Genomic DNA, 14,321 nt, shown 5'->3' with positions numbered 1-14,321 from the left:
TTAGATCACCTCCGTTTTATGTCTGGTCACATGGCAGTTGATATTGACTGCACAAGGCATACCTGCGATATGCGTTGGCAATGTCTCGATATTCAGCCCGATTGCTGTCGTACGACCGCCAAATCCCTGTGGTCCGATTCCAAGCTCATTGACCTTTTCAAGCATCTCTTCTTCCAAATCTGCATAGTATGGATCCGAATTTTTGGAATCTACCGGACGCATCAGCGCTTTCTTCGCAAGAAGTGCCGCTTTGTCAAACGTACCTCCGATTCCGACACCGATCACCATTGGCGGACATGGATTCGGTCCTGCTGTCTCAACGACTTCCAGAATAAAATCTTTGATGCCCTGCAGTCCTGCAGATGGCTTGAACATACGGATCTGGCTCATATTTTCACTGCCAAATCCCTTCGGGCCTACTGTGATCTTCACCTGTTCTCCAGGAACGATCTCCGTGTAGAGCATTGCCGGTGTATTATCTCCGGTATTTCCTCTGCGCACAGGATCTTTCACAACAGATTTGCGCAGATAACCCTTGTCATATCCTCTTCTTACGCCTTCATTTACCGCTTCTGTAAGATCACCGCCTGTCAGGTGTACATCCTGTCCGATTTCAAGGAAGACACATGCCATACCGGTATCCTGACAGATCGGTACTTCCTGTGCACCTGCAATCTCATAATTCTCTATAATATTGTCTAACACGCCTTGCGCAATCTCCCAGTCTTCACATGCACGGCACTTCTCGATTGCACCTTTCACATCTTCCGGAAGAAACTGGTTCGCCTGAATGCATAATTTTTCTACAACTTCTGTAATTTTTGCTACATCAATTTCACGCATTATGCAGTACCTCCATTGCATTTTTATTCACTTTTTCTATCATATTCTCTTTTGGCAGATTTTTCAATTCTTTTTTCAGATCATACCGGGTACTCATATGCCAGAAAAATTCTCCTGTAAATAAAACTTTATGCATCCAGTCTTCTTTAAGCCATGCTCCGATCAGCCGTCTCACGGAATAAATCCGTCTGCTGGCATCTATCTGTTCAAGCTGAAGTTCGTACGGTGTCATCTGCTTTGGATAATGTACCGTATTTCCATTATATTTTGCCCAGTTTCTATGTATCAGACGGTCTTTATTTGCCTCATATGCCGGTGTCCCCGGTACAAAATACATGCTCTGGATCAGTACGCCCTGAATATGATTGCGGATCACGAAATCCGCCAGTTCTTTTCCACAACCCTTTTTCTGATTGTCCGACCCAAGAATAAATAATCCGCGCACGCTCAGTCCATGTTTCTGGATATTGCGGATAGATTTTTCAATCTCTTTTCTTGTACTCTTTTTGTGATAAGTTTCAAAAGATGCATCATCAATAAACTCGATACCCATATCTAGCTCAAAAAATCCAGCTTTCTTTAACAGCTCTAACATCTCATCATCGAAACCCACTTCATATCTTGCCTGGATATTAAAACGATATTTGATTCCGCTGTCTATGATCGCATGCAGGACTTCCATTGCCCATTTCTGGTCAGCAAAGAAATTATCATCCGTGATCCACAAATCCTGCACAATTCTGTGATTTCCTTTTTCAAAAAAATCAATGGAATATTTAATATCTTCTATAATATTTTTCGGTGTACGTTTTCTGACACATCTGCCAAAATGTCTCACAAGCGCACAGTAGTCGCAGTTATGCGGACATCCTCTAGAGGCATGTACCTGCGGCCAAATCGTCATATGTTTTGTCATCTTCTTATAATTATGAATCAGACTTCTGTCCGGGATCACATCGATATTTTCCGGCGGAACCGGCTTTCCTGTGCTGTAAAATTCTCCCTCTTCCAGCCAGGCGTATCCAGCCGTATCCGGTTTCTTTTTCTCCTGTATCATTTTTATAAGTGGAAGAATCGTCTCATCACCTTCACCCAGCATCACATAGTCGCAATAGTTCACTGCTTCTTTCACATTCATGGATGCATGTAACCCACCCATCACAATGGTTGCATTCGTATGCTCCTTCAAATATGTTGCGATCTGATACCCGCGAACCGCCGCATAAGTAAAAATGCTGATAAATATAATATTCGCATCCTGAAGATCCTTCATCGGAATCTTAGAAATCGACTCACTGTACATATAAGTATCCGGATACTCCCGCTTCACAATCGTCGCAAGTGTATTTAAGCCCACCGACGGTGTGCGGATATAGCGGTCATATACGAAATAATTTAAAATTGTGGGTTTATACGGGCGATTGCCCGGCTCAATAAAACGAATTTTCATCTGTTTCTTTCCTCCACCCTGTCTTTTCTCGTTTGCCGTTATTATTATAAGCCTCTTTTCTATTTTTATAAAGAATTTTCTTGACATTCGTTTCAAAATACATTATCATAATTTTGTTGCTTTGAGTAACAAGTATGCGGATATGGCGGAATGGCAGACGCACAAGACTCAAAATCTTGCGAGGGTGACTTCGTGTGGGTTCAAGTCCCACTATCCGCAGCATTAAAAAAGCAGTAATGATTTTTGGTCATTACTGCTTTTTCTTTGCATAAAACTTCCCGTTTCCGCAAAATATAATTCATCTTATAAAATAACCTCACCTGATTCTCATATCATCAGAAACAGGTGAGGTTCGTTAATTATTATTAAGAGATATTATTGTGCCATAGCATCAATATCCAGGCTGTATCCCATAACTTCTCCTACATCTGTACATTTCCCTTTAACAACAATTTTTTTGTCTTTTGATAATTTTTTTACATCATTTTTTTGTTTATCATTTTGTGTATTACATTGAATTCCAATTATAGCGTATTCATCATCATCCGGAAGTACAGTAATGTATTTACAATCACTATCAATTGTTGATACTCTTCCTGTAATTCTTAAATATTTCCCTTTGTATTTGTCAGATGCAGCAGCAGCATTATCTTCCAAAGCTTTCATTAATTCACTTGCAGATACATTTTTATATTCTATTTTTTTCTTTTCGCTTTTCTTAGTATCTTTCTTTTCCGAAGATGCAGTATTACTTTCTGTATTCCCTGTTGATGAATCATTGTTTCCTCCTTTTGTAGCCATACTAATTGCTGCAATAACAATCACTATGATGACTATCCATTTTAACTTACCACCCTTTTTCTTCATTCTGTAATCCTCCTACTTTGGTGTGACAGCATAATTTTCAATTCTGCTATCCAGATGTTATTAGTTTACTATTAGTTGATTGTAAAGTCAACTAATTAAAGGTATTTTCCACCAATCAAATACATATAATGTAGTACACTAACCAAAAGGAGATTTTGGTATGGTTGATTTTGGAAACACATTAAAGACATTACGATTAAGAGAAAATATGACACAAGCGCAGCTTGCCCAAAAACTTGGTTTGACCAAATCCGTTATCAGTGCATATGAAACTGGTTTACGTCTGCCGTCTTATGATGTGCTCATCCATATTTCTAAAATTTTCAAAGTATCTACGGATTATCTGCTTGGTGTAGAATCACAGCAGGGGATAGATTTATCCGGTATTTCTGAAGAAGAAGTAACTGCTCTTAAGAATCTGATCAAAGCCATGCGCAACAGGCATTAAAAACTCTGCAATTTTAATATTCATAATACGAAATAAACCTCCCCGGAGTTACAACTCCAGGGAGGTTTATTTCGTATACCCATTGAATACTCATATCATTCTTTGCCTGACGGCAGTATAACATATGTATTCCGCCATTTCAAATTATATTTCATCTACATCGGGAACATTGCCGCATCCAGCGAAGTCAGATCTTTCTCCCGGATGGAATACACGCCATCATCGTCCTTCTCAATCTGGACTTTACGAACTTCCGCTTTCCCATACTCCGGATTTTTGAGCTTGTCGGCCATGAGATCATACATTTCCTGCAGCATCAGCTCATTGAGCTTATCGTCTGACGGAATCTTCTTTAACGTCTTCATCTTCGCTTCCAGCTTCTTCGTCAGCTCGTCCTGTAACCCCGAGAAACACTTAAGCGGTTTCACTTTTACTTTCACTGCAAATCCGTTGTCTGTCTTCTCGGCGCTCTGCACTTTGTAATTCGCTGCTTTTAAAATATCCTGAAACAGCAGCCGGAACTTCTCTGTCATCTTTTCGGAAGCACCTATACTGTCCAGACCACTGCTCTGCATCATCGTATCAATATTTTCCTGATATAAGTTCTTTACTTCTTTCTCTGTAGCATCTGTCTGCTTCTTGTATTCCTCGAACTTCCCTTTATAACTGGCATCCAGTGTTGCCGTCACATAGGCTTTTGCGTCTTTTTCACGCATCCCGCAGCCGGACAGGAGTCCCACAAGCAGTATGCAGACAATGAAAATACTTCCATATTTTTTAAGAACCATCTTTCTACTCATATCTTTTTCCTCCATTTTCCCGTAAGCTATCGCTTATAGCCTGTCTTTACGATACCTTACAGGATGGAAGTTTTCAATATGTATCTGTTTATTTTACCAGTTTTTTTCCGATATCAAAACAGTCAAATGTCGCAAAATAGTCCTTTGGTGTCTCAGCGCGTCGAATGAGCTGTGCTGTGCCGTCTTCTTTCAGTAACATTTCTGCAGATTTTAATTTGCCATTGTAATTGTATCCCATTGCAAATCCGTGTGCGCCGGTATCATGGATTACAAGCAAGTCTCCCATATCGATCTTCGGGAGCATACGGTCGATTGCAAATTTATCATTATTTTCACAGAGAGAGCCTGTGACATCATATTTGCAGTTGCATGGTTTGTTCTCTTTGCCCATAACTGTAATATGATGATAAGCACCGTACATTGCCGGACGCATTAAGTTTACAGCACATGCATCTACACCAATGTATTCTTTGTATGTATGTTTCTCATGGATTGCTTTTGTAACAAGGCAACCGTACGGTCCCATCATGAAACGTCCAAGCTCTGTGTAAATCTCAACATCACCCATTCCTGCCGGTGTAAGCACTTCTTCATACACACGTCTTACGCCTTCTCCGATCACACGGATGTCATTTGGCTCCTGATCCGGGTTGTAAGGGATGCCGACACCACCGGATAAGTTAATAAATTTAATATGAACGCCTGTTTCTTTTTGTAATTTGACAGCCACTTCAAAAAGAACTTTCGCAAGCATCGGATAATATTCATTCGTAACGGTATTACTTGCCAGGAATGCATGAATACCGAATTCTTTCGCACCTTTTGCTTTCAAAATCTTAAATGCCTCGAAAATCTGCTCCGTTGTCATTCCATACTTGGAATCTCCCGGATTGTCCATGATGTCATTACTGATTTTGAAAAGTCCGCCCGGATTGTATCGGCAGCTGATCGTCTCCGGAATATGTCCGATTGCTTTCTCAAGAAAATCAATATGTGTAATATCATCCAGGTTGATGATCGCACCTAATTCTTCTGCTTTTTTGAACTCTTCTGCCGGTGTATCATTGGACGAAAACATGATGTCATTTCCTCTTGCTCCGATTGCCTCTGACAGCATCAACTCTGTATAAGAGGAACAGTCGCATCCACATCCATATTCTCTCAGAATATTAATCAGGAAAGGGTTTGGAGTTGCCTTTACAGCAAAATATTCTTTGTATCCTTTGTTCCATGAAAATGCTTCTTTTAATGCTTTTGCATTCTCGCGGATCCCTTTTTCATCATAAAGATGAAACGGAGTCGGATATTCTTTTACAATCTCATCAAGCTGTTCTTTTGTTACAAATGGTATTTTTTTCATCGCTTCTCATTCTCCTTCTTCATTGCAAGTAATTCTATTTCATTCGCCAGTGTACGTTTATATAACTCAACAAAGTTCTTCTGTCCGGAATAGAGGCATGTATTCATACTGCCTTCCCCATATTCTCCGGTCAGTACATACTTAGAATCTGTGATCACACCGATTGATGTGCCTCGCTGTTCACCGATATAAACCTTTGCTCCTTCGTAGTTGACCGGCTGATCCGTAACGATCACAACTTTTCTCTTCGCATCAATCAGCTCTTCTAACTCTTTTACAAATAGGAGCAGATAGTTACGTGTACAGGATACGTACACCCGTTCTCTGGCATCTTCCAGCAGGTTACGCATCTTATCCAGCACATTTTCCGAACCTTCGATCGTAATATATCCTTCGACATGCTCCTTCTCCAGCGGTCTGTGCTTGCACAGCCACTTCTTGTTCTCTTCCATATGCCGGATACGGTTCTTGCAAAACTCATCCAGCACAACCGGAACATATTTCTTAGTTGTACCTTCTTCAACTAGATATGCCGCACCCTTCTCTGTCATGCTCGCCAGCGAATTATAAGCATTCGACCGGGAAATTCCAAGCTGTTTCGCGACTTCATATCCGGTTGTTTTGCCTTCTCTGAGCAAGCACTCGTAAATACCGGCCTCCTGTCTGGTCAGTCCAAAATCCATTAATCTTTCAACAAATGATGTATGTTCCATAACTCCACCTTTATTCTTTAGTAGTTCTCCACAGGAACACTATATAGCATATTTTATCGTATGTCAACGGATACTACTGGAAAATTTTATCAAAAAAGGATAAACGATGGCGGTTACTCTGGTTACCGTCATTCGTTTATCCTTTTTCACTTCTACTTCTAAATATTTGGTATCTGAATACTTGCAGATTGCTTTACACTTTGCTTAACTGCAATTTCCCACTTGTTCACATATAGAATAGAATATAATCTTAATCAATAATTGCAATACGCATCATATTACTGAATCCGCTCTTCTGTGCTCCAACATTTGGAGAAGGGATTCCTGCTGTCAGGATTACGATATCTCCTGTCTCTGCAAGCTGTTTTGCGCATACAAGATCAATCGCCCCTGTACAGATATCTTCTGTTGTCGTTACTTCGATAGATTTCAGTGGCTGTACACCCCAGTAAATCTGCATTCTGCGGAGAGTTGCCTCGTTCGGGCTTACACCGATAATATTTGTCTTTGGTTTGAACTTAGATACCACTCTTGCAGTTGCTCCGGATACAGTCGGAGTAATAATGCATTTTGCTCTTAAGTTCGTTGCTGTTGTAACGGTTGCATGTCCCAATGCGCTGGATGCACTCTTCATACGGTGTTCTTCAGCTTTTCTCAGAATAGAATCGTATTCCAGATGCTCTTCTGTGCTTTCTACAATATGGACCATCATCTGCAATGCCTCAACCGGATATTTACCCTGTGCAGTCTCACCGGATAACATTACTGCATCTGTTCCATCATATACAGCATTGGCAACATCTGTCACTTCCGCTCTTGTCGGACGTGGGTTACGGATCATGGAATCTAGCATCTGTGTTGCAGTAATAACCGGTTTAAAATTATCATTACATTTCTGGATCATCAATTTCTGTAAATACGGAACTTCTTCTGCCGGAATCTCTACACCAAGATCTCCACGGGCAACCATGATTCCATCTGCGCAGCGGATGATCTCATCAATATTCTTAATTCCTTCTGCGTTCTCAATCTTTGCAATGATTGGAATATAAGGTGCATTGCACTGCTTCAATACTGCTTTGATTTCCAAAATGCACTCTGCATTTCTTACAAAAGAAGCTGCGATAAAATCAACACCCTGTTCTACACCAAATTTGATATCGTCTCTGTCTTTTTCTGTAATAGCCGGAAGTCTGACCGGTACATTCGGCACGTTGACTCCCTTCTTCTCACCAAGCTCACCACCGTTGATGACTTTACAGACAATCTCATCATTTCCTTTGTCTTTAACTTTCAGTTCGATCAGTCCGTCATCGATCAAAATTGTACTTCCGATCTGCACATCATTGACAAGTCCTTCGTATGTGATGTAAGTCTTTGTCTCATCTCCAACACATTCTGTTGTTGTCAGAGTAAATGTCTCGCCTTCTTTTAAATGTACTTTCTTACCGTCTTTCAGAACACCGGTACGGATCTCCGGTCCCTTTGTATCCAGGAGGATTGCGATCGGCTTGCCTTCTTCTTCACGGATTCTCTTCAGCATATCCATACGGAACTTCTGCTCTTCATGATCTCCGTGTGAAAAATTAAATCTTGCAATATCCATTCCATTGCGTACAAGCGCACGCATTGTATCTTCGCTATTTGTATTTGGTCCCATTGTGCATACAATCTTTGTTTTCTTCATAATAAACCTCTTCATCCTTTCCCATTTACTTCATTTACTAAATTTACTATTGTTCATTTACTGAACATGTATATGTGTGAACAAATGCTCCTGGCAATATTCATAGTTGCCGTGGCATTTTGAACAATACCGAAATTCAAGATTCGGATCATCTAATTCGGTCCGCCCGCATACTGCACATCTGTGCTTTGCACCACCTGTCGCATACGGATTCTGTGTCGAACGCGCCTGTCTTACATTCTTCTGAAAATCTCTCTTGCGTTTCATCTGCTTCGGGCTGTATGCTCTTGTCTTTCTTGAACTCAAGAAAAACAGCAGGAAGTTAAGAATCGACACAAATGCAGCAAGCGCATTTGCTTTATAATAAATGCCATAAACGGCATTTCCGCCATAACTTGGAATAAACGCCTGTGCAATCCCGTAAAGGAAAAATGCACCGTCAAGCCATGCAAGCCATTTTGCTTTTACCGGAATGACAAACCATACCAGGAACTGTACGTCCGGATACAGAAATGCGAATACAAAAAACAGCGACATATTCAGATACGCTGTATCAAGATGCATGGAAATACCTGTAATCAGATAGACAAGGATCGCTGCAATCACATGGAACAGTACTCCCGCAAAGAAATATACATTAAATCGGAACGCTCCCCATGCTGCTTCAAGCTGCTTTCCGATAAAATAATACAGCATTAATGCAAATGCCACCCAGATAAGGCTTGTACTCGGCGGATCAATAATAAATGTAATAACTCTCCACACCTGACCATGTAAGATTGCCGGAGCATCCAGGCTCAGCCATGTAGAATAAAATGTTGGATTCACCATGTCAAGTATAAACCCGAAACCATACAATATTACTATGTAAAGCATCAGATTGTCAATGGCATACCTGCCAAACTTTCTCTCTAATTTATCTAACCAGTTCATAATCTAATCTTCTATACTCCTTTTTCTTATCATGACTCTCATTCTAACGGCTTCAAAAATGTTTGTCAATTCTGTCATATAAGTTTCACAGCTTTTTTACAATTCTATAACATTTGTTAATTGTCTTTTTGATTTTTTTGTCGTATAATGTTACAGTCTATTAAGCTTACATGCATTTAATAAGAAAGAATACATATATTTAACTAGATAAGGAGTACATATTATGAGCCAAAACGAAGTATACACACTGGGGATCGATATTGGTTCTACTACCGTGAAGATTGCTTTGTTAGATTCTGATAATGAAGTAGTCTTTTCTGATTATGAGAGACATTTTGCTAATATCCAGGAGACACTGTCCGATCTGTTAGGACGTGCCATTTATAAAGTCGGACCTGTTTACGCATCCCCGGTCATTACCGGTTCCGGCGGACTGACACTTGCCAAACATCTGAAAGTGCCGTTCGTCCAGGAAGTTATTGCCGTATCTACAGCATTACAGGATTACGCACCACAGACAGATGTTGCGATTGAGCTTGGCGGAGAAGATGCTAAGATTATTTATTTTGAAGGCGGCAATGTAGAGCAGCGTATGAACGGTGTCTGCGCCGGTGGTACCGGTTCTTTCATTGATCAGATGGCTTCTCTGTTACAGACAGATGCTTCTGGTCTTAATGAATATGCAAAGAATTATCAGGCGCTTTACACGATTGCCGCGAGATGCGGTGTATTTGCCAAATCGGATATCCAGCCACTTATTAACGAAGGAGCCTCCAAAGAAGACCTGGCTGCTTCTATTTTTCAGGCTGTTGTCAACCAGACCATCAGTGGTCTTGCCTGCGGAAAGCCGATTCGTGGTCACGTTGCCTTCTTAGGTGGTCCGTTACACTTCCTTTCCGAGTTAAAGGCAGCATTTATCCGTACTTTAAAACTGGATGATGAGCATACGATTGCTCCTCACCATTCACATTTATTTGCAGCGATTGGTTCTGCACTGAATTCAAAAAAAGACCTGCACGTTTCCTTACAGGAGATGCAAAAGCGTCTGGAAGGCAAGATCCAGATGGAATTTGAAGTAGAACGTATGGAACCATTATTTGCAACGGAACAGGATTTCAAAGAATTTAAAGAACGTCACGACAAAGACCAGGTACCGATGGGCGACCTTGCCTCTTATAAAGGAAAAGCATTCCTGGGAATCGATGCCGGTTCAACAACTACAAAGGCTGCTCTTGTCGGCGAAGACGGCACACTGCTTTATTCTTTCTATCATAATAACGAAGGAGATCCGCTTGGTACAACAATCCGTGCGATCAAGGATATTTACAGTAAACTGCCGGAAGGTGTTGAGATTGTTCACTCCTGCTCGACCGGATATGGCGAAGCGCTGATCAAAGCTGCTCTTCTGCTGGACGAGGGTGAAGTCGAGACAGTTTCCCACTACTATGCTGCATCCTTTTTTGAGCCGGATGTAGACTGTATCCTTGACATCGGTGGTCAGGATATGAAATGTATTAAGATCAAGAACCATACAGTTGACAGTGTACAGCTCAATGAAGCATGCTCTTCCGGATGCGGTTCTTTCATCGAGACATTTGCAAAATCATTGAACTACAGTGTAGAAGATTTTGCACAGGAAGCATTATTTGCAAGAAATCCGATCGACCTCGGAACCCGCTGTACGGTATTTATGAATTCCAAAGTAAAACAGGCGCAGAAAGAGGGCGCAGAAGTTTCCGATATTTCTGCCGGTCTTGCTTATTCCGTTATCAAAAACGCATTGTTTAAAGTAATCAAAGTTTCCGACGCATCCGAGCTCGGTGAGCATATTGTTGTGCAGGGAGGAACTTTCTATAACAATGCCGTTCTCAGAAGTTTTGAGAAAATCGCAAACTGCGAAGCCGTACGTCCGGATATTGCCGGTATCATGGGAGCATTCGGAGCTGCCCTCATTGCCAGAGAACGTTATGTTGACTGTGAAGGTACTACGATGCTTTCCATTGAGGACATTGAAGCGCTGGAATACTCTACAACAATGACTAAATGTCGAGGATGTACAAATAACTGCCGTCTGACGATCAATCATTTCAGCGGCGGACGCAGATTTATTACAGGAAACCGCTGTGAAAAAGGACTGGGCAAAGAAAAATCAAAAAATAACCTTCCAAACCTTTTTGCTTACAAATTAGAACGTTATTTTAATTATGAACCATTAAAAGCCGAGGATGCAAAACGCGGTACGATCGGTATCCCACGTGTACTGAATATGTATGAGAACTATCCGTTCTGGTTTACATTTTTCAATACATTAGGATTTTCCGTTGTACTCTCTCCTGCTTCTACACGTAAGATTTATGAACTGGGAATTGAGTCCATACCGAGTGAATCCGAATGTTATCCGGCGAAACTTGCACACGGACATGTACAGTGGCTGATCAACCAGGGCGTACAGAATATTTTCTATCCAAGTATTCCTTATGAGCGCAATGAGTTTGAAGAAGCAAATAACCACTATAACTGTCCGATCGTAACCTCCTACCCGGAGAATATTAAGAATAATATTGATGCGATCGTCCAGGGCGAAGTGAATTTCATTCATCCGTTCCTCTCCCTGCAAAGCGAAGAGACGATCCGCTATCGTTTAAAAGAAGAACTCTGCGAAAGATTTGATATTTCCGGAGCTGAGATCGGCACTGCTGTACATGCAGCATGGGAAGAATTAAAAGCATGTCGTGAAGATATGCGCAGAAAAGGCGAAGAGACAATTAAATTTCTTAAAGAGACCGGCAACCGCGGCATTGTCCTTGCAGGACGTCCATATCACATTGATCCGGAAGTCAACCACGGTATCCCGGAACTGATCAACTCCTATAACATTGCAGTTCTGACAGAAGATTCGATCTCTCATCTGAATCCTGTCGAGCGTCCATTAAATGTTATGGATCAGTGGATGTATCACTCCCGCCTTTACGCAGCCGCAAACTATGTGAAGACAGTAGATAATCTGGATCTCATCCAACTTAACTCTTTCGGCTGTGGACTAGATGCTGTTACGACAGATCAGGTTGCTGAGATTCTTACAAATTCAGATAAGATTTATACTTCTCTGAAGATTGACGAAGTAAATAACTTAGGTGCTGCACGTATCCGTGTCCGCTCTCTTCTGGCTGCGATCCGTGTCAGAGAACAGAGAAAAGACGAAAGACATATCCAGTCTTCCGCGATCAAGAAAGTTTCCTTCACAAAGGAAATGCGTAAAGACTATACGATCCTCTGCCCGCAGATGTCACCAATCCACTTTGAACTTCTGGAGCCTGCATTCCGTGCTTCCGGATATAACATCGAAGTACTTCCGAATGACAACAAACAGGCTGTTGACGTAGGACTTAAATATGTAAATAATGATGCATGTTACCCATCTCTGATGGTTGTCGGCCAGATCATGGAGGCAATTCTTTCCGGCAAATACGATACTGAAAAGATTGCTGTGATCATCAGCCAGACCGGTGGTGGATGCCGTGCTTCGAACTATATCGGATTTATCCGCCGTGCCCTTAAGAAAGCCGGTTATGCACACATTCCGGTAATTTCCATCAACTTAAGCGGACTGGAAGGCAACCCTGGATTTAAGATTACACCTTCTCTCGCACTCCGTGGCGTATATGCGGCTATATTTGGAGATATTTTCATGAAATGTACTTACAGACTTCGCCCTTACGAAGCCGAAAAAGGTGCTGTAAATGCCATGCATGAGAAATGGAAGAAAGTCTGCATTGACTTCTTATCTTCCGGATATCCGTCCAGACGCAAATTCAAGAAACTGTGCCGTGAGATCATCGAAGACTTTGACAACAACATTAAACTGTTGGATATTAAGAAACCGCGTGTCGGTGTTGTTGGAGAAATTCTTGTCAAATTCCTTCCGGCGGCAAACAACTATCTTGTAGAACTTCTGGAAAGTGAAGGTGCCGAAGCTGTTGTTCCGGATCTTCTGGACTTCCTGCTTTATTGCTTCTATAACCAGAACTTCAAGGTAGAAAAACTTGGATTTAAGAAATCCAAAGCCACACTCGGCAATCTTGGTATCAAGGCACTGGAGTGGTTTCGTGCACCGGCAACCGAGGCATTCAAAGCAAGTAAACACTTCGATCCACCGGCTAAGATCGAAAATCTTGGCAAGATGGCTTCCAAGATCGTATCTCTCGGAAACCAGACCGGTGAAGGCTGGTTCCTGACCGGCGAGATGTTAGAGTTGATCCACAGTGACGCACCGAACATTGTGTGTACACAGCCGTTTGCCTGCCTGCCAAACCACGTCGTAGGAAAAGGCGTTATCAAAGAACTGCGCAGACGCTACCCACAGTCCAACATTGTCGCTATCGACTTTGATCCGGGCGCCAGTGAAGTAAACCAGCTGAACCGTATCAAACTGATGCTGTCTACGGCTAATAAGAATTTAAATCAGTAATAAAGTTTCAATATAAAAACGACACAGAGAAAAATTACTTTTAATTTATTCTCTGTGTCATTTTTTATTTCCAATTACACCAGAAATTACGGCATCATACATATTTCAGTATATCCGCAACATCTGCCTCTACATAATCGGCTCCTGCCTGTGCAAATTCTTCTTTGTCTCCGAATCCATATAAAATGCCAAGACAGTCTATTCCAATCTTATGCGCGCCGATAACATCATATTCTCTGTCTCCGATCATAAGCACATTTTTCAGATCTGTAATGCCATTTTCACGAAAAGCATATTCTATCACTTCCGCCTTCGTCCCTCTGCCACCATCCAGTTCCATTCCGGCAACGCATGTGAAATACGGCGTAAGCGAGAAATGATCCATAATCTGTTTTGCATATACTTCCGGTTTGGAAGTTACCACCAGAGCTTTTTTTCCTGCTTGTTTAACGGCTTTCAGCACATCAGGTATCCTATCATACAGCTTACACTCAAAAATGCCTTTGTCCTGATAATACTCGCGGTAAGCGTCAACCGCTTTCCAGCTTTCTTCTTCAGAAAATCCATAATATTTTGTAAAAGAATCCGTAAGCGGCGGTCCGATAAACGCATGCAGTTTCTCACGTTCCGTCTCCTCGATTCCGAATTTCTTCAACGCATAAATAACTGAATTGATAATCCCTTCTGACGAATCAATTAATGTCCCGTCCAGGTCAAATAAAAATGTGTTGTATTCCATGAGCTTCTTCCCC

The 14,321-nt window shown here is 41.6% G+C and carries 11 protein-coding genes and 1 tRNA gene; 3 read left to right on the top strand and 9 right to left on the bottom strand.

The window, feature by feature from the left end:
* Together DW125_RS03595 and DW125_RS03590 are read right to left on the bottom strand one after the other, a co-directional pair.
* Entirely contained in the window at window positions 1–843 is an 843-nt protein-coding gene (locus DW125_RS03595) for a fumarate hydratase (protein WP_117537177.1), read from the bottom strand.
* Complete coding sequence (locus DW125_RS03590; protein ID WP_117537176.1) at window positions 836–2,293, bottom strand: B12-binding domain-containing radical SAM protein; 1,458 nt, start codon at window positions 2,291–2,293, stop codon at window positions 836–838. The genes DW125_RS03595 and DW125_RS03590 overlap by 8 nt, the downstream gene beginning before the upstream one ends.
* Window positions 2,294–2,429: 136 nt before the next feature.
* Here DW125_RS03590 and DW125_RS03585 point away from each other — a divergent pair.
* Window positions 2,430–2,512: transfer RNA gene (locus tag DW125_RS03585), tRNA-Leu, on the top strand.
* Between the two features lie 156 nt (window positions 2,513–2,668).
* Here DW125_RS03585 and DW125_RS03580 read toward each other — a convergent pair.
* A complete protein-coding gene (locus DW125_RS03580) occupies window positions 2,669–3,160 on the bottom strand; it encodes an OB-fold protein (RefSeq protein WP_117537175.1) in 492 nt (163 codons plus the stop codon).
* Window positions 3,161–3,320: 160 nt separating this feature from the next.
* On the opposite strand from DW125_RS03580, the gene DW125_RS03575 reads away from it, so the two are divergent.
* Window positions 3,321–3,608, top strand: a complete 288-nt coding sequence (locus tag DW125_RS03575; RefSeq protein WP_021860501.1) for a helix-turn-helix domain-containing protein — start codon at window positions 3,321–3,323, stop codon at window positions 3,606–3,608.
* Between the two features lie 155 nt (window positions 3,609–3,763).
* Here the strand turns inward: DW125_RS03575 and DW125_RS03570 are convergent, their stop codons facing one another.
* The 5 genes from DW125_RS03570 to DW125_RS03550 form a co-directional block, all read right to left on the bottom strand.
* The gene (locus DW125_RS03570; protein WP_117537174.1) at window positions 3,764–4,408 is read right to left on the bottom strand and encodes a hypothetical protein; all 645 of its coding nucleotides are present in this window, start codon (window positions 4,406–4,408) and stop codon (window positions 3,764–3,766) included.
* Window positions 4,409–4,496: 88 nt separating this feature from the next.
* Window positions 4,497–5,768, bottom strand: coding sequence for a diaminopimelate decarboxylase (locus DW125_RS03565; RefSeq protein WP_117537173.1), 1,272 nt, complete (start codon window positions 5,766–5,768; stop codon window positions 4,497–4,499).
* Complete coding sequence (locus DW125_RS03560; RefSeq protein WP_021860505.1) at window positions 5,765–6,481, bottom strand: TrmB family transcriptional regulator; 717 nt, start codon at window positions 6,479–6,481, stop codon at window positions 5,765–5,767. The genes DW125_RS03565 and DW125_RS03560 overlap by 4 nt, the downstream gene beginning before the upstream one ends.
* 250 nt (window positions 6,482–6,731) lie before the next feature.
* Window positions 6,732–8,168: a pyruvate kinase gene (gene pyk, locus DW125_RS03555; RefSeq protein ID WP_117537172.1), complete on the bottom strand. Its 1,437-nt coding sequence runs from the start codon at window positions 8,166–8,168 to the stop codon at window positions 6,732–6,734.
* Window positions 8,169–8,225: 57 nt separating this feature from the next.
* Window positions 8,226–9,101 carry a hypothetical protein gene (locus DW125_RS03550; RefSeq protein WP_021860507.1) on the bottom strand — a complete coding sequence of 292 codons (876 nt, stop codon included), beginning with the start codon at window positions 9,099–9,101 and terminating at the stop codon, window positions 8,226–8,228.
* Window positions 9,102–9,324: 223 nt separating this feature from the next.
* Here DW125_RS03550 and DW125_RS03545 point away from each other — a divergent pair, with 223 nt between their 5' ends.
* Complete coding sequence (locus tag DW125_RS03545) at window positions 9,325–13,569, top strand: 2-hydroxyacyl-CoA dehydratase (RefSeq protein ID WP_117537171.1); 4,245 nt, start codon at window positions 9,325–9,327, stop codon at window positions 13,567–13,569.
* 94 nt (window positions 13,570–13,663) lie between these two features.
* Here DW125_RS03545 and DW125_RS03540 read toward each other — a convergent pair whose 3' ends face one another.
* The gene (locus tag DW125_RS03540; RefSeq protein WP_117537170.1) at window positions 13,664–14,308 is read right to left on the bottom strand and encodes an HAD family hydrolase; all 645 of its coding nucleotides are present in this window, start codon (window positions 14,306–14,308) and stop codon (window positions 13,664–13,666) included.
* Between the last annotated feature and the right edge of the window lie 13 nt (window positions 14,309–14,321).

The sequence above is a fragment of the Dorea sp. AM10-31 genome (assembly GCF_003435815.1).
Taxonomy (GTDB): Bacteria; Bacillota; Clostridia; order Lachnospirales; family Lachnospiraceae; genus Dorea_D; species Dorea_D hominis.
Note: the sequence above shows the minus strand (reverse complement) of the source record. Positions and strands in the feature narration are given on the sequence as shown.

What these genes read in the sequence shown, in the direction of transcription:
- DW125_RS03595 (WP_117537177.1), bottom strand. Translation starts at nt 843, where the DNA reads ATGCGTGAAATTGATGTAGCAAAAATTACAGAAGTTGTAGAAAAATTA.
- DW125_RS03590 (WP_117537176.1), bottom strand. Translation starts at nt 2,293, where the DNA reads ATGAAAATTCGTTTTATTGAGCCGGGCAATCGCCCGTATAAACCCACA.
- DW125_RS03580 (WP_117537175.1), bottom strand. Translation starts at nt 3,160, where the DNA reads ATGAAGAAAAAGGGTGGTAAGTTAAAATGGATAGTCATCATAGTGATT.
- DW125_RS03575 (WP_021860501.1), top strand. Translation starts at nt 3,321, where the DNA reads ATGGTTGATTTTGGAAACACATTAAAGACATTACGATTAAGAGAAAAT.
- DW125_RS03570 (WP_117537174.1), bottom strand. Translation starts at nt 4,408, where the DNA reads ATGAGTAGAAAGATGGTTCTTAAAAAATATGGAAGTATTTTCATTGTC.
- DW125_RS03565 (WP_117537173.1), bottom strand. Translation starts at nt 5,768, where the DNA reads ATGAAAAAAATACCATTTGTAACAAAAGAACAGCTTGATGAGATTGTA.
- DW125_RS03560 (WP_021860505.1), bottom strand. Translation starts at nt 6,481, where the DNA reads ATGGAACATACATCATTTGTTGAAAGATTAATGGATTTTGGACTGACC.
- pyk (WP_117537172.1), bottom strand. Translation starts at nt 8,168, where the DNA reads ATGAAGAAAACAAAGATTGTATGCACAATGGGACCAAATACAAATAGC.
- DW125_RS03550 (WP_021860507.1), bottom strand. Translation starts at nt 9,101, where the DNA reads ATGAACTGGTTAGATAAATTAGAGAGAAAGTTTGGCAGGTATGCCATT.
- DW125_RS03545 (WP_117537171.1), top strand. Translation starts at nt 9,325, where the DNA reads ATGAGCCAAAACGAAGTATACACACTGGGGATCGATATTGGTTCTACT.
- DW125_RS03540 (WP_117537170.1), bottom strand. Translation starts at nt 14,308, where the DNA reads ATGGAATACAACACATTTTTATTTGACCTGGACGGGACATTAATTGAT.